Raw genomic sequence first — 15,199 nt, 5'->3', positions numbered from 1 at the left:
GACTCACAGCCGTAGCGAGGCCGCGCAAGCCGATCGACGCGGCCCTGCTTCGGTCCCTTACGGCGAGCATGCCGGCGCAGGTCCAGAGCGCCGCTGATCTGCTGCGGTCGATGCGGGATGGCCTGCAATGACGGCTCACGACCGCGAGCGTTCACGACCCGCACGCGGTCTAGACACAATCGCCGAAAAAATCCGCTTGATCGGATTCACTCACTCCCACTCGATCGTCCCCGGAGGCTTCGACGTAATATCGTACGTCACCCGGTTGATGCCCTTCACCTCGTTGATGATCCGCGTCGCGACCCGGCCCAGGAAGGCCATGTCGAAGGGGTAGAAATCCGCCGTCATGCCGTCGACCGAGGTGACGGCACGGAGCGCACAGACGTGGTCGTAGGTGCGCCCGTCGCCCATCACGCCGACGGTCTTCACCGGCAGGATCACCGCGAAGGCCTGCCAGATCGTGTCGTAGAGCCCGGCACGGCGGATCTCGTCGAGGTAGATCGCATCGGCTTTCCGGAGCGCGTCCAGCTTCTCCGTGGTGATCGTGCCGGGGCAGCGGATTGCGAGGCCAGGGCCGGGGAAGGGATGGCGGCCGACGAAGGCCTCGGGCAGTCCGAGCTCCTTGCCGAGCACCCTCACTTCATCCTTGAACAGCTCGCGCAGGGGCTCGACGAGCTTCATGTTCATGCGCTCGGGCAGGCCGCCGACATTGTGGTGGCTCTTGATCGTCACCGAAGGGCCGCCGGTGAAGGACACGCTCTCGATCACGTCCGGATAGAGCGTCCCCTGGGCCAGGAACGCGGCCCCGCCGATCTTGAGCGATTCCGCTTCGAACACCTCGATGAACAGGCGCCCGATGGTCTTGCGCTTCACCTCCGGGTCGCTGACGCCTTCGAGCGCGCTGAGAAACATCTCCTGCGCCTGCACGTGGACCAGCGGGATGTTGTAGTGGTCCCTGAACAGCCGCACGACCTCCTCGGCTTCTCCGAGGCGCAGGAGACCGTGATCGACGAAGACGCAGGTGAGCTGCGAGCCGATCGCTTCGTGGATCAGCACCGCCGCCACGGACGAATCGACGCCGCCCGACAATCCGCAGATCACGCGCTCGCTGCCGACCTGCTCGCGGATCTTCGCGATGGCCTCTTCGCGGTAGGCGCCCATGGTCCAGTCGCCCGAGCACCCGGCGATGTCGCGCACGAAGTTGCGGATCAGCAGCGCCCCGTGGGGCGTATGGGCCACCTCCGGGTGGAACTGCACCGCGTAGAAGCCGCGTGCCTCGTCCGCCACCGCGGCGAAGGGCGCGTTCTTCGACATCGCCACGGTGGTGAAGCCATCGGGGAGCTTCGTCACCCGGTCGCCGTGGCTCATCCAGACCGGATAGTGCTCGCCGACATGCCAGACGCCCTTGAAGAGCGGGCACTCCGACAGGATCTCGATCTCGGCGCGGCCGAACTCGGCATGGTGCCCGGCCTCGACCTCGCCGCCGAGCTGGGCCGCCATGGTCTGCTGGCCGTAGCAGATGCCGAAGACCGGCACGCCGGCATCGAAGATGATTTGCGGCGTGCGCGGCGAGGCGTCGGTGGTCACCGATTCCGGCCCGCCCGACAGGATCACGCCCTTTGGCTTGACGGCCGCGAAGGCTTCGGCTGCCTTCGTGAAGGGGACGATCTCGCAATAGACCCCCTCCTCGCGCACGCGCCGCGCGATGAGCTGCGTCACCTGGGAGCCGAAATCGACGATGAGGATCTTGTCGTGGTCGGTGATCATGGATCGGAGTTAGACGAGGGACCCTCGGGGTGCAACGCACCCGATCATGTGCTCGCGACGCGGTCGGGGATTAATCGAACGTTCAGGCTCTGCGGGCGAGACGGCGCGCCCCAGCAACGAACAGGAGCCTCATTCCATGAGAGCCACCATCTTCGGGATCGCCGCCATTGCCCTCGCCGGCCTCGCCGCACCGGCCCAAGCCGCACCCTTCGGCGTCGGCCAGGGTCTCGCACCCGACAACGCGATCGAGCAGACCCGGGTCGTCCGGCGCACGGTGGTCCGTGGGCCACGGTGCAAGACCGTTGTCACCAAGCGCCGTGGTCCGATGGGCCGCGTCACCGTGGTGCGCAAGCGTCGCTGCCTCTGATCGCCCTCGCTCCGGTCGCCGGGCGATCATCATCGGTGACGACAGCCCGACGGTCGCGGATGGCCCCTCGGGGCCATCCGATGTTTCTGCCGATCAGGCCCTGTGCGCAGCGGCATTCTTCGGGTCGGCATCGGGCTTCGGCCGGAACAGTGACATCACCTTCGTGGCGACCGGTGCGATCACGTACTGCGCGAGGGGAATCGTCAGGCCACCGATGATCAGCCCGAGCACGCCCGAGAGAGCGGCCGTGACGATCCATTCCACGGCAGCCGCCAGGGACGGAACCATGCCGGCCGCCCAGGTCGCAGCGCCGTGGACCAGATGGGTCGGCTCCTTGATGCCGAACTCCTCGAGCCCGTGCAGGATGATGCCGCCGCCGACCCACAGCATCGCCGCCGTTCCGACCATCGCCAGGACCTTGAGGAAAGAAGGCATGCCGGCGACGAGGCCGCGGCCGATTCCCTGGGTGATCGGACGTATCGCCCGGTCCGCACCCGAGGGCTGCGCGGCCGGCGCCGGCATCCGCATTCCGAGCAGGCTCGAGGCGGGACGCCCGTTGGTGGCCAGTGCCACACCGGCGTCGTCCGCCTTCACGATGAGCGCCACGAACCCGTAGACCATCACGGTCACGCCCAGGGCGACCACGGACAGGATGGTCGCCTGCATCGCGACCGAGGAGGCGTCCAGGGAGGCCAGGGTCAGAGCCATGACCTCGGCCGAGAGGATGAAATCGGTTTGGATGGCGCTGCTGATGCGGGCATCCTCCTGGGCCCTGATGTCGTCCTTCGACGCGCCCACTTTCTGCTCATGGGCCTCGGCCTGGTGGGGTGCCAGGGCGTGCAGCACCTTCTCGGCGCCCTCGTAGCAGAGATAGACGCCGCCCAGCATCAGGAGGGGCGTGATCACCCAGGGCGCGAAGAAGCTCAGCGCCAGGGCGCCGGGGAGAAGGAAAAGGAACTTGTTCTTCAGGGACCCCAACGCGATCCGCCCGATGATCGGCAACTCGCGGGCTGCGGCGAAGCCCACCACGTAGCGCGGGGTCACCGCGGCGTCGTCGATGACGATACCGAGCGCCTTCGTCCCGGCCTTGGCAGACTGGGCCGCGACGTCGTCGAGGGAGGCGGCGGCCACCTTGGCGAGAGCCGCCACGTCGTCGAGGATTGCGATCAGGCCGATGCTCAAGGGGTCTTCCTCACGTCCATCCGCGGCTGGCCGGCGGCCGCCCTTCGAAGCACGGACAACGATGCAACCGCCCAAAAGATCACGGGACCGTGAAAGTGTTTCGCAGATGCGTCGTGGAACACCGCGTCACAGCATCTTCGGAAGGGTGGTGGCGATCAGCACGGCCCCCGAGGCGGCCAGGAGCGACAGGATCACGATGCGGAAGGCCGCGTCGTCGAAGCGGCCGTAGAGCCTGACACCGATGAAGCTCGGAATCAGGACCGCGGCCGCGACGGCCGGGAAGAATCCCAACGCCTGCTGCGACACGGCACCGACGGCGAAATAGGTCGCCATCGTCACCGCGTGCATCGTGAGGTTGAAACCCTGGAACACCGCCCGCTGGGTATGGCGGTCCCACCCGCGCAGCGTCGCCCATAGCGTCGGAGCGGCGCCGGTCAGGCCGCCGAGACCTCCCATCACCCCGCCGACGAGACCGACGGCCGCATCCGCGATGCGCCCGCCTCCGGCGATGCGAGGCAGGTTCCGGGCGAACAGCATCGCCGGACACCAGACGGCCAGAAGGATGCCGACGGCGAGCTTGAAATGGAGCGGATCGATGATCCGCAGCAGGACGACCCCGATGGGGATCCCGATCAGGCCGCCCGCGACGAAAGGCAGGACGAGCGACAGCCTCAGGCTGCGCCGGATGGAGCCGATCGATAGGATCTGGCCGACGAGCGACCCGAACACGACCAGTGGTCCGCTCAGGACGGGATCGATCGACCAGGCCCAGACCGCCATGGTCACGAGGCCGAAGGAGGTGCCGGACAGCCCCTGCACCAGGCCTCCGGCCGCCGCACCGAGCATAACGATCCCGAGATGCGGGTCCATGAAAAGGTCTTTCGTGAAGGCTGTTTCGACGGCGTCGACGAGCATCGACCAAAAAGATCAGGACCACTGTCCGGAAGGATCCCGATGGCTAGGCCCGCAGGAACCCGCGCCGGCGCATCCAGGTCAGGAACAGGCCGGGCCAAGCCGCCGCCGGCGATCCCGGAACGCCGAGGCCGTAGCCGTGGCCGCCGCGCTCGAACAGATGCATCTCCGTGGGGATCAGGGCGCGGCGCAGGGCGGAGAACATCACGAGAGAATTGTCGACGACGGCAATGGGATCGTCGGCGGACTGAGCGAGGAACATCGGCGGGCCGCGCTCTCGGACATGGCTGTCGACGGAATAGGCGGCCGCCTGTTCGGGGGTCGGCGCATCGCCGACGAGAACGCGCCGCGTGGAGGTTCGGTCGAAAGGCGCGCGCAGGGTGATGACCGGGTAGATCAGGCCCGCGAGTTCCGGCCTGGCCGAGAGGGCGTCACGTCCATCGACCGGCGCATAGACGCCGTCGGCGTACCGTACCGCGGCTTCGCCCATCAGGTGGCCGCCAGCGGAGAAGCCGAGCACGCCGATCCGTTGCGGATCGACGGCATAGTCGGCCGCCCCCGCCCGTATCAGCCGCAGAGCGCGCTGGACGTCCTGCAAGGCTGCCACAGGGCCCGCCGACCAGCCTTCCCCCGGCAGGCGATAGACCAGCACGAAGGCGGCGATGCCGGCGGTTGCCAGCCAGTTCGCGACGGGCAGGCCCTCGTTGCCGATATCGATACGGCGATAGCCGCCGCCGGCCGCCACGATCACGGCGGCCCCGTTGGGCCTGCTCGCCCTCACCACCAGCAGGCACGGCCGCGCGACGTTGGTGATGACGCCTTCCCGGGTCTCGTCGAAGCGTCCGTCCGCGGCGATCGGGCCGCCGCCGCCGGGGGGAAGTCCGGGCCAGAGGTCGATGACGTCGAGATCGCTGCCCGGGGCCATGAAGGGGCCGGGCCTCGGCGGACCAACCGGAGACTGCGTCTGGGCCTCGGTCCCGCCCGCGGCCGACAGGCTGGCGGCGAGGCCGGCGAGCAGGTCGCGCCGGGCGAACGTCACGCCGGCCTCGCCGCCGGGCGAGGCGACCGGGCAACGACGCCTGGGCGCAGCGATGTCTCACGCCGCGCCCGCCGCATCAGCGCTTCCGCTCCAGGGTGGCGACGTAGAATCCGTCGGTGCCGGTCAGGCCCGGGCTCATCTGCAGGCCGGAGGTCGTGAAGCGCAAAGCCGGCCGAAGACGATCGTCGAGTGCATCGACGATCGTGCGGGCTTCGATGCAGGTGAAGCTGTCCGGATGCCGATCAAGGAAGGCCGCCACGGCACCGTCGTTCTCGTCGGGGAACAGCGAACAGGTGACGTAGGTGATGCGCCCGCCCGGCCTCACGAGTCTCGCGGCACGATCGAGGACCGCGGCCTGGTCTTGAAGACGGGTGCTCAACGAGCCGGGGCGCAGGCGCCATTTTGCGTCCGAGTTGCGCCGCCACGTGCCGGAACCGGTACAGGGTGCATCGACGAGGACGCGGTCGGCTTCACCGTCGAGGTCGGCCAGGACGTCTGCCGAGACGTTGGCCCTTGCGCGGCCGGCGCGGGGCGTCCTCACCTCGGCAACGGCGCCCGACCGGCGCAGGCGCTCGTGGATCGGAGCGAGGCGGCGAGGATCGTCGTCGCTGGCGACGAGCCGGCCGGAATTGCCCATGGCGGCCGCGAGCGCCAGGGTCTTGCCGCCGCCGCCGGCGCAGAGGTCGACGACGGTCTCAGCCGGTCGCGCGCCGCAGAGCAGGCCCGCGAGCTGCGAGCCCTCGTCCTGGATCTCGTACCAGCCTGCGATAAATTCCGGCTCGACATGGAGGGCCGGGCCGCGGCCGTCCTCGCCCAGGGGAATGCGCAGGCCATGGGGCGCATGCGGCGTCGGCTCGGGCGAGAGATGCGCCAACCCGGCCAAAGCCTCGTCGCGGCTGCGCTGGAGGGTGTTGACGCGGATGTCGAGGGGTGCCCGGCGACCGAGGGCGCGCAGCTCGTCCAGGAGCTGGTCGCCGAACACCGAGGCGAGGGCCGGCAGCACCCAGTCCGGCACGTCGCCCGCGACGTGAGGCGGGGCCTCGGCCAGGGAGCCCTCGACGAGGCAACGGCGCTCCTCCGCGGTCAGCGGCTCGGGGGCGAAGCGCTCGCCGCTGAACAGGCCGGCGACGGTCGGCTCGGCGAGGCCGTATTGCAGCCGCAGCATGCCGATCGCGATGGCCCGCGGCGCCTCGGAGCCCATGATCCAGGCGGCGGACGCCCTGCGCCTCAACGCATCGTAGACGAGACTGGCGATGGCGGCGCGATCGCCGGACCCGGCGAAGCGATGGGACAGTCCCCAATCCTTGAGGGCATCTGCGGCGGGCCGGCGACGGTCGGCGATATCCGCGAGGACCTCGATGGCGGCGGACAGGCGGGCGGGTGGGGTCAGCGGACGATCCTCGATAAGGCGCGGTCCGCCGCGATACGGCCACGCTTACGCCAAAAGCGGACCATAGGCCGTCCTGACGGCCGGCGCGATCCGCGATCGGACCGGAGGCAGACCCTGCCTGTGACTTCCCGGAGCTTCGAACCCCTCATGCCGTCCGTCATCAAACTCACCGTCGCGAGCCTTGCCCTTGCCGCGCTTGCCGCCTGCGCCAACGCTCCGGCTCCCGACCTGACCCCGCCGCCGGCCAAGCCCTACGACGCCAAGACCCAGCTCGAATACGGCAACGCGTCGCCGCGCGGCCCGCGTTACTGAAGGCCGGGCTCAACCCTGGCCACGCTGGCGGCGGCGCTCGTAGGCCTTGAGATGGGTATAGGCCTGTCCGAGCAACGGGCAGGCCGACGCATCCCTCGCCCGCGCGATCAGATTGCCGACGATGTGGTCGGCCTCGATCCGCGCGCCGTTCTCGATGTCGCGCAGCATCGAGGCGGTGAAGGCCGAGCCCTCCGCGGTGAGGATGCCGCGGCCGTTGCGCACCGGCTTCTCGCGCGGCGTGTGGCCCGCGTCGGTCGCGACGGCGATGCACTCGTCGTAGAGGCCGTTGACGAAGGTGAGGCCGCCGGGCGAGCCGACGATGTCGCCGATCGTGGCGCGCATCAGGCAGGTCGAGCCGGCCAGGGTGGCGAGGAACACCCACTTCTCCCACATCTCCAGGACGATCGTCTCGCTCAGGCGCGGCTGGAACTTGGCGCCCTCCATCAGCGCCTCCACGGCCAGGATGCGCTCCGAGCGCGTGCCGTCGCGCTCACCGTAAGTGAAGGTGTGGAGCTCGTTCATCTGCCGGATCTCGCCGGCCGGTCCCAGGGTCGAGACGATGGCGCAGGAGCCGCCGAGCACCCGCTCCTGTCCGAACGCCGCGTCGAGGGCATCGAGATGACGCAGCCCGTTTAGGATCGGCAGAACGGCGGTGCCGGCGCCGACGGCCGGTGTCACATCCGCGATCGCTCCGTCGAGGTCGTAGGCCTTGCAGCTCAGGAGGACGAGCGCGAAGCCCTCGCCCTTGCCCGCCGCGAGATCGGCGGCGGTGAGAGTCTGGGGGTTCGGGATATGGATGTCGCCGTTCGGGCTCTTCACGACGAGGCCCGTCGCGGCGAGCTTGTCCGCACGGCCGGGCCGGACCAGGAAGGTGACGTCGCGACCGGCCTCGGCGAGCCGCGCTCCGAAATATCCACCGGTCGCACCGGCGCCGACGACGAGCACGCGCATAGGACGTTTCCCCAACCCTGGTCCGCGTCCTCCTTAACGGAGAAGGCGACGGGTTTTCCAGGCCGCCCCTAGATTCCGACGGGAGCGAGGAAAATCCTGACGGCAAAGACGATCCACATCGCCACCAGAACCAGCGCTCCCGCGAGATATGACTGGAACCGGTACGGGACGTGGTTAGACGTGACGGTGATCCCGGCATGGACGATGCGGGACGCGACGAACACCCAGGCAAGGACGACGAAGAGCAGGTCCGCCTTCTTCGTGTAGAGGGCGAGCGGCACCAGGGCGAAGAACGGGACCGGCAGCTCGAACTGGTTCGAGAAGGCGTTGGCCGCCTGTTGGGCTCGCGCCGGCCAGTTGCGCTCCCCCAGAGCGATGTCGCGGACTTTGACCGCACCGGCTCCCACTGCGGCGAAGCGGACGCGGCCCATCCAGAACAGGAGCACGAAGACGAGGAGCACCTGCGCGAAGACGGGGGCGAGAACAGCCTGGACGGTCATGGATCTCTCGTATCGCGGCAGTCGCGCAAGAGGACGACTCGTGAGCGCCACGGCGTTGCCGCGACAGCGTTCACCAGCCGCGCGTCGGCCGCCACCAAGGGAGCGTGCCAGCTTTCTGCTGCGGCGACGTAGAGGGCGTCGTAGAAGCTGATCGCAGCGTCGAGCGCGATCGTCGTGGCGAGATCGATGAGCGGCAGCGGCGAGCGCAGGGCGAGACGCTCGGTGACGGCATCGTTCGCGCTTCGGACTTCATCGATGGTCATGCCGCCCCGCCGACAATGTCGCACGAGAACTTCACCGATCTCACCAAGCGCGTGGTCCGGACTCAAGAGCACGGCTCCCGACCTGAAAGGGGTAAGGGCCGTGTCAGAATCTGCTTCGGCGATGAACCATTTCACCGCCACGCTGGCATCGACGACGATCACACGGCGTCCCGCATCCGGCGGATGATATCCGTGCTGTCTTCCGATGACGGCTTCGATCGAGAGCGAATGCGATCTGCCACGGCGACGCGGCCTTCGACGTCGTGGAGGAGGCCGAGCCGGATCAATCCGATGACGACCTCGTTGACGGACCTGTTCTGAACCTCGGCCTGGAACGCGATCGTCCGCAGCGTCGAGTCGTCGAGACCTTCGATGCTCAGTTCAGGCATGTCGTTACTCCTGCCCATCCCCCTACAGTCTATCCCTCACCCCCGCCCGGGATAGTTCGGGCTCTCCCGCGTGATCGTCACGTCATGGACGTGGCTCTCGCGTAGGCCCGCATTGGTGATGCGCACGAACTGCGCCTTCTCCTGGAATTCTGGGATCGTCGGCGCCCCGACATAGCCCATCGCGGCGCGCAGGCCCCCGGCGAGCTGGTGCAGCACCGCCGCGACCGGGCCCTTATAGGGCACTTGGCCCTCGATGCCCTCGGGCACGAGCTTGTGGGTGTCGCTGACCTCGGCCTGGAAGTAGCGGTCGGCCGAGCCCCGGGCCATCGCGCCCACCGAGCCCATGCCGCGGTAGCTCTTGTAGGACCGCCCCTGGTGCAGGAAGACCTCGCCCGGAGCCTCGTCGGTGCCCGCGAGCAGCGATCCGAGCATGGCCACCGAGGCGCCGGCCGCGATGGCTTTGGCGAGGTCGCCCGAATACTTGATGCCGCCATCGGCGATCACCGGCACGTCGGCCCGGTCGGCGGCCTCGACAGCCTCCATCAGGGCGGTCAGCTGGGGTACGCCGACGCCGGCCACGATGCGGGTGGTGCAGATCGAGCCTGGGCCGATGCCAACCTTGATGGCATCGGCGCCGGCATCGATCAATGCCTGGGCTCCGTCGCGGGTGGCGACGTTGCCGGCCACCACCTGGACCGAATTGGAGAGCTGCTTCACCCTCCGCACCGCGTCGAGCACCTTGATCGAGTGGCCGTGCGCCGTGTCGACGACGATCACGTCGCAGCCGGCATCGATCAGGCGCTCGGCCCGCTCGAAGCCGCTGTCGCCCGTGGTCGTGGCGGCGGCGACGCGCAGGCGGCCCTGCTCGTCCTTGACCGCGCCCGGATAGGCGACCTGCTTCTCGATGTCCTTGACGGTGATGAGCCCGATGCAGCGGTAGTGATCGTCGACCACGAGCAGCTTCTCGATGCGGAACTGGTGGAGCAGGCGCTTGGCCTCCTCCTGGTTCACCCCCTCACGCACGGTGATGAGCCGGTCGCGGGTCATGAGTTCGGCCACCGTCTCGGAGGCGTTGGTGGCGAAACGGACGTCGCGGTTGGTCAGGATGCCGACGAGTTTACCACGGGAACCGTTGGGGCCGCGCTCCACCACCGGGATGCCGGAGATGCGGTTCCGCTTCATCAGCGAGAAGGCGTCCGCCAGGGTCTCGTCGGGGTGGATGGTGATCGGGTTGAGCACCATGCCCGACTCGTACTTCTTGACGAGGCGGACCTGCTCGGCCTGCTCGTGCGGCTCGAGGTTGCGGTGGATCACCCCCATGCCGCCGTTCTGCGCCATGGCGATGGCCATCGGCGCCTCAGTGACGGTGTCCATCGCCGAGGCCAGAATCGGCAGGTTGAGGTGGATCGCCCGTGTCAGGCGCGTCGCGACGTTGACCTCGGTGGGCATTACCGACGAGGCGGCGGGGCGCAGGAGCACGTCGTCGAAGGTCAGGCCCTCGGTGATCGACTGAGGCGTGATGCGGGCCATGAACCAACTCCCAAAAAGGGTGAACGACGCCGCCCCGGAAGTCCGGGCCGGCGTGAATGAGTTGGCACGGGGCGATATCACGCGGCCGGAGGCGGCGCAAAGCCAAGAGTGTCGCGACAAGCTGCAAAAACGCGTGCCGCAGGGCTCCCATGCGCAGCCCGCGTCGTCCGAACCACGATCTCAGTCGACGATCGGGCGTGCGCCCTTGTCGGTCCAGTCCGGCGGCAGGCCGATATAGTCGCCGATGATGCCGTCGACGCCGGGGGCACGGCCGAAGCGCTCGCAGTCGGGATCGAGGGGCCGTTCGCCGAGCACCGTGACCCGGATGCGGTTGGCGTTCGGGAGCGCGTAGGGGGCCTTGAACGGGTCGATTCCGGTGGCGACGAAGCCGCCGAAATCCTGCCCGAACTCGCCGGCGAGATCGTAGGCGTCGCTGGCGGGCGAGAACCGCGCCTGATTGGTGAAGGCGTTGGCGGCCCCGCCCCAGACCATCGCGGCCCGTTGCTCGCGGCGCCCGTCGAGAGCCTCGGCCTCCACGGTCAGGGCGCCGAGACCGATCGGAACCCGCGGGACGGGCACGCGCCCGACCGTGCTGGCGAAACCGACGCCGAGCTGAGACGCGATCGAGATGCCGGCTGAGGTGGCGATGGTCGCACCCGCCGCCGGAACGTCGGTGCTCGCGACCCGGGTCACCACCGCCCGGACGGTCAGGTCGGCCCTTTTCGATGAGACCACATCGTAGCGCAGCGAGAGTTCGTAGCAGAGGGCACGGTCGGCGGCGTTGGCGATCAGGCGGCGCTCGCCCTCGGTCAGGCTCGAACCCGACACCGCCTGCGGGAACTGGGTCGGGATGATCCGGACGGTGCGGGCGGCGGCCAGGGCGCCGGGATCGACGTAGAGCTTGGTGCGCGTGGTCGACTCGGAACTCGCCGTGAGCCGATCGTAGCGCGTGAGAGAGCCGGTCTCGTTGAGCAGAATGGTGCCGCAGCCCGCCAGAAGGGCGAGGAGGCTCAGGCCGGCCGACGCCCGCGAGACCATTCCGAATTTGTCGAACCGTCGGGGCATCCACACACTTTCGCCATTTCGGAGGACGGCGGCCGATCCAGGTGCAGTGCGGTTACCCGCAGAGCAGCGACCGGACGGCGACCTCGCATTGCGGTGCAATCTAGACATGCCGCACTTGCGCGGGAAGGACGGGAGCCGCCCCGACGCCTTCGCCACCGCCCGCCTGTGTCCGATGGGCAACGAAATGCTCCCACGTTGCAGGTGGCGCTTTCATCCCCGGCTCGCCCATCGTTAGCCGTTCGGATAACGACGCCGCCACGCATCGGTCCCCTCCGATCAACTCCGATGCAACCACTCTCGCGAGAGCGGCCTTATCCTGCCCGATGCGTCGCTCCCAGATCGTTCCCCTCGTCGTCGCCACTGCCCTGTTCATGGAGAACACCGACTCGACGGTGATCGCCACGGCGCTGCCGGCCATTGCGGCGAGCCTCGGGGAGGACCCGATTGCCCTCAAGCTGGCGCTCACCGCCTATCTGGTGAGTCTGGCGATCTTCATCCCGATCAGCGGCTGGATGGCCGACCGCTACGGTGCGCGCACCATCTTCCGCGCAGCGCTCGTCGTGTTCATGGCCGGCTCGCTCGTCTGCGCGGCGTCGAGCTCGCTGACGGGATTCGTGGCCGCGCGTTTCCTCCAGGGGATCGGTGGCGCCATGATGGTGCCGGTGGGGCGCCTCGTGATCCTGCGCAGCGTGCCGAAAAGCGAGCTCGTGAGCGCCCTCGCCTACCTCACGATCCCCGCACTGATCGGGCCGATCATGGGGCCGCCGCTCGGCGGCCTGATCACCACGAGCCTCGACTGGCGCTGGATCTTCTTCATCAACATCCCGATCGGCATCGCCGGGATCGTGCTCTCGACGATCTATTTCGAGAACCTGAAGGAGGCGGAGCGCCCGCCCCTCGACGTCCTCGGCTTCCTGCTCTCGGGGCTCGGCCTCGCGACGCTGATGCTCGGGATCGCGTCGAGCGGGCGGCATCTCCTGCCGGAGGCGGTCTCATGGGGCTGCCTCGCCGCGGGGATCGTGCTTCTCGCGCTCTATCTGCGCCATTCACGCCGGATCGCGCATCCGGTGATCCGGCTCGATCTCCTCAGCTATCCGACCTTCCGTGCCTCGGTGACCGGCGGCAGCCTGTTCCGGATCGGCACCGGCGCGATCCCGTTCCTGCTGCCGCTGCTGTTCCAGGTCGGGTTCGGGCTCGACGCCTTGCAATCGGGGCTGCTCACCTTCGCGGCGGCGGCCGGCGCCCTCCTCATCAAACTCATCGGCCCTCGCATCCTGCGCGCCTACGGGTTCCGGCGGGTGATGCTGGTCAACGCCGTCCTCGCCTCGGCCTTCCTCGCGGTGAACGGGCTGTTCACGGCGCAGACGCCGCATTGGCTGATCGTGGCCATCCTGCTGATCGGCGGCTGCGTGCGCTCGCTGCAATTCACCTGCGTCAACGCGCTGGCCTATGCCGACATCGAGACCCGCGACATGAGCGCGGCGACGAGCCTCGCCAGCGTCGCGCAGCAATTGTCCCTGAGCCTCGGCGTGTCGATCGGCGCGCTGGCGCTCGAGACGGCGGCGGGCTGGGAGGGACGCAGCGCGATCGCCGCGGCCGATTTCTGGCCGGCCTTCGTCGCCGTGGCGATGATCTCGGCGACATCCTTGTTCGCCTTCCTCCGCCTGTCGGCGGATGCGGGCTCGGAGGTCTCGGGCCAGCGCCTCGCCGACAAGGCCGCGTAAGGTCAGGCGGCGGCCCGAGCGCCCTTCCGCGCGGCAGAGCGCTTGGGACCGCTGCGGCCGCTGCCCGACGGGGCCCTGGCGGCCGGGGCGGCCGGGGGGGCCGGCGAGGCGACGCCCTGCCGCCAGCCCTGCCAGCTCCAGGCGCCGGGGCCGGTCAGCGCGTAGATCAGGAAACCGCCGGCAAGCCCGAGATCGGCCAGGAACAGGGCGCGCTCGGTGAGGAAGGTCGCGCCCGAGAACTGCCAGAACGGATGCAGCAGCACTGCCATCACCGCAGCGAAGGCGGCGAGCGCGAGGCCGCTGATCCGCGGCAGCACGCCGAGGAGGACGGCCAGCGGGCCGAAGACCTGGACGACGACAGCCGCGGTCGCCACCGCGTTCGGCATCGGCATTCCCGCACCCGCGAGCGTCAGGGCGAAGCCCGAGACGTTGAGGGCGCGGGCGATCCCCGTCGGCAGGAGGGCGGCTGCGAGGAGCAGCCGCGAGGCAAAGAGCAGGGCATCGTGGCTGCGACCGGTCACGCGTCGTCTCCGTCGGGCTGGATCCAAGAGAGCCCAAGCTCGACGGTTTGGCTGAAGACGGCGTTAAGCCTTCAGCCCGAGACGCCGCCGCGGAACAGCCGGCCCCTTTCCGTCCACCCCACGACCGCGAGCGCCAGTCCCCCCAGCACCGCGTAGCCGATGCCGATCGGCAGCACGCTTCCGTCGAAGGCCCGGCCGATCAGGTAGCCGCACAGGGCACCCAGGATCGTCGTGTAGAAGCCGAGGAACGACGAGGCGGTGCCGGCGATCTCGCCGAGCGGCTGCAGCGCCAGGGCGTTGAAGTTCGGCATGGCGAAGCTGATCAGGAACTGGTTGAGGCTCAAGACCGCCAGGAACAGGACCAGCGGCGGCTTGCCCTGGTAGGCGAGTCCGAGAACGACCTGCACGACGCCGACCACCACGAACAGGCTCAGACCCGCATGCGACAGCGTCCGCATGCCGAGCCGCCGCACGATGCGGGCATTGACCAGCGTCGCGGCCCCCATGGCACCCGCGACGAGGCCGAAGGCGAGCGGGAACAGCGCGCCGAGTTCGTAGAGCCCGGTATCGAAGACCTGCTGGGCCGAGCCGACATAGCCCATGATGCAGCCGGTGAGCAGGCCGAGCGCCGTCGCGTAGCCGACGGCGACGCGGGTGCGCAGGGTGATCTGCACGGCCTCGAACACCGCCTTCAGCGACAGCGGCCGCCGGAATTCGGGCGGCAGGGTCTCCGGCATCCGCATCGAGAACCACAGGACGAGGATGCCGGCCAGGGCGAGCATCGAGACGAAGACATAGTGCCAGGATCCCAGCAGCAGCATCGCGCCGCCGATGGCGGGGGCGACCATCGGGACGATCAGGAACACCATCATGATGAGCGACATCACGCTCGCCATCTCGCGCCCGGCGAAGCGGTCGCGCACGATGGCAGTGGAGAGCACGCGCCCTCCGGCCGCGCCGACGCCCTGAACGATCCGGGCGGCGAGCATCCATTCGAAGGTCGGCGCCACCATGGCGAGGCCGCAGCCGGCGACGTAGATCGCAAGGCTCCCGAGCAGGACCGGCCGCCGCCCGTAGGTGTCCGAGAGCGGCCCGTAGGCGAGCTGTGCCACGCCGAAGCCGATCATGTAGACGTAGATCAGCAATTGCAGGCGGTTCGGGTCGGAGATTCCGAAATGCGACTGCATCGCCGGGAAGGCCGGCAGCAGGTTGTCGATGGAGATGGCGGTGACCGCCATCATGAGCGCGACGATGCCGACGAACTCGCCGAAGCCCGGGCCTGTCCAG

Annotated in this window: 16 protein-coding genes and 1 pseudogene; 4 read left to right on the top strand and 13 right to left on the bottom strand. The window is 68.9% G+C overall.

The window, feature by feature from the left end:
* Positions 1-131: pseudogene (locus ACFE7U_RS14415) on the top strand (type II toxin-antitoxin system prevent-host-death family antitoxin); the annotation flags it as partial.
* Between the two features lie 79 nt (positions 132-210).
* Here ACFE7U_RS14415 and guaA read toward each other — a convergent pair.
* On the bottom strand, positions 211-1,767 hold the full coding sequence (guaA, locus tag ACFE7U_RS14410; RefSeq protein ID WP_375410410.1) for a glutamine-hydrolyzing GMP synthase: 1,557 nt from the start codon (positions 1,765-1,767) through the stop codon (positions 211-213).
* A gap of 136 nt (positions 1,768-1,903) precedes the next feature.
* Here guaA and ACFE7U_RS14405 point away from each other — a divergent pair, with 136 nt between their 5' ends.
* A complete protein-coding gene (locus ACFE7U_RS14405; protein ID WP_375410409.1) occupies positions 1,904-2,134 on the top strand; it encodes a hypothetical protein in 231 nt (76 codons plus the stop codon).
* 93 nt (positions 2,135-2,227) lie between these two features.
* On the opposite strand, the gene ACFE7U_RS14400 is transcribed toward ACFE7U_RS14405, so the two are convergent.
* The 4 genes from ACFE7U_RS14400 to ACFE7U_RS14385 form a co-directional block, all read right to left on the bottom strand.
* On the bottom strand, positions 2,228-3,316 hold the full coding sequence (locus ACFE7U_RS14400; RefSeq protein WP_375410408.1) for a DUF808 domain-containing protein: 1,089 nt from the start codon (positions 3,314-3,316) through the stop codon (positions 2,228-2,230).
* Positions 3,317-3,442: 126 nt separating this feature from the next.
* Entirely contained in the window at positions 3,443-4,186 is a 744-nt protein-coding gene (locus ACFE7U_RS14395) for a sulfite exporter TauE/SafE family protein (protein WP_375410407.1), read from the bottom strand.
* A gap of 88 nt (positions 4,187-4,274) precedes the next feature.
* Positions 4,275-5,267 (bottom strand): alpha/beta hydrolase, encoded by a 993-nt coding sequence (locus ACFE7U_RS14390; RefSeq protein WP_375410406.1) that lies wholly within the window; start codon positions 5,265-5,267, stop codon positions 4,275-4,277.
* Between the two features lie 76 nt (positions 5,268-5,343).
* On the bottom strand, positions 5,344-6,657 hold the full coding sequence (locus tag ACFE7U_RS14385) for an RsmB/NOP family class I SAM-dependent RNA methyltransferase (RefSeq protein WP_375410411.1): 1,314 nt from the start codon (positions 6,655-6,657) through the stop codon (positions 5,344-5,346).
* 147 nt (positions 6,658-6,804) lie between these two features.
* On the opposite strand from ACFE7U_RS14385, the gene ACFE7U_RS14380 reads away from it, so the two are divergent.
* Positions 6,805-6,969: a hypothetical protein gene (locus ACFE7U_RS14380; RefSeq protein ID WP_375410405.1), complete on the top strand. Its 165-nt coding sequence runs from the start codon at positions 6,805-6,807 to the stop codon at positions 6,967-6,969.
* Between the two features lie 9 nt (positions 6,970-6,978).
* Here the strand turns inward: ACFE7U_RS14380 and panE are convergent, their stop codons facing one another.
* The 6 genes from panE to ACFE7U_RS14350 form a co-directional block, all read right to left on the bottom strand.
* A complete protein-coding gene (panE, locus tag ACFE7U_RS14375; protein WP_375410404.1) occupies positions 6,979-7,920 on the bottom strand; it encodes a 2-dehydropantoate 2-reductase in 942 nt (313 codons plus the stop codon).
* A gap of 68 nt (positions 7,921-7,988) precedes the next feature.
* A complete protein-coding gene (locus ACFE7U_RS14370; protein WP_375410403.1) occupies positions 7,989-8,420 on the bottom strand; it encodes an MAPEG family protein in 432 nt (143 codons plus the stop codon).
* The gene (locus tag ACFE7U_RS14365; protein ID WP_375410402.1) at positions 8,417-8,845 is read right to left on the bottom strand and encodes a type II toxin-antitoxin system VapC family toxin; all 429 of its coding nucleotides are present in this window, start codon (positions 8,843-8,845) and stop codon (positions 8,417-8,419) included. Before ACFE7U_RS14365 ends, ACFE7U_RS14370 begins: the two co-directional genes overlap by 4 nt.
* The gene (locus ACFE7U_RS14360; RefSeq protein ID WP_375410401.1) at positions 8,842-9,072 is read right to left on the bottom strand and encodes a hypothetical protein; all 231 of its coding nucleotides are present in this window, start codon (positions 9,070-9,072) and stop codon (positions 8,842-8,844) included. The genes ACFE7U_RS14365 and ACFE7U_RS14360 overlap by 4 nt, the downstream gene beginning before the upstream one ends.
* Positions 9,073-9,108: 36 nt before the next feature.
* Positions 9,109-10,602, bottom strand: coding sequence for an IMP dehydrogenase (gene guaB / locus ACFE7U_RS14355; protein WP_375410400.1), 1,494 nt, complete (start codon positions 10,600-10,602; stop codon positions 9,109-9,111).
* A gap of 180 nt (positions 10,603-10,782) precedes the next feature.
* Positions 10,783-11,667, bottom strand: coding sequence for a DUF3313 domain-containing protein (locus ACFE7U_RS14350; RefSeq protein WP_375410399.1), 885 nt, complete (start codon positions 11,665-11,667; stop codon positions 10,783-10,785).
* 323 nt (positions 11,668-11,990) lie between these two features.
* On the opposite strand from ACFE7U_RS14350, the gene ACFE7U_RS14345 reads away from it, so the two are divergent.
* Positions 11,991-13,391: an MFS transporter gene (locus tag ACFE7U_RS14345; RefSeq protein WP_375410398.1), complete on the top strand. Its 1,401-nt coding sequence runs from the start codon at positions 11,991-11,993 to the stop codon at positions 13,389-13,391.
* A gap of 2 nt (positions 13,392-13,393) precedes the next feature.
* Here ACFE7U_RS14345 and ACFE7U_RS14340 read toward each other — a convergent pair whose 3' ends face one another.
* Together ACFE7U_RS14340 and ACFE7U_RS14335 are read right to left on the bottom strand one after the other, a co-directional pair.
* Positions 13,394-13,912, bottom strand: coding sequence for a DoxX family membrane protein (locus ACFE7U_RS14340; RefSeq protein WP_375410397.1), 519 nt, complete (start codon positions 13,910-13,912; stop codon positions 13,394-13,396).
* A 71-nt stretch (positions 13,913-13,983) separates the two neighbouring features.
* A partial coding sequence (locus ACFE7U_RS14335) for a multidrug effflux MFS transporter (RefSeq protein ID WP_375410396.1) occupies positions 13,984-15,199 on the bottom strand: 1,216 nt, incomplete at its 5' end.

Origin of the sequence: uncultured Methylobacterium sp. (assembly GCF_964251405.1) — a bacterium.
Lineage (GTDB): Bacteria > Pseudomonadota > Alphaproteobacteria > Rhizobiales > Beijerinckiaceae > Methylobacterium.
This window is presented reverse-complemented; position numbering and strand designations above follow the sequence as displayed.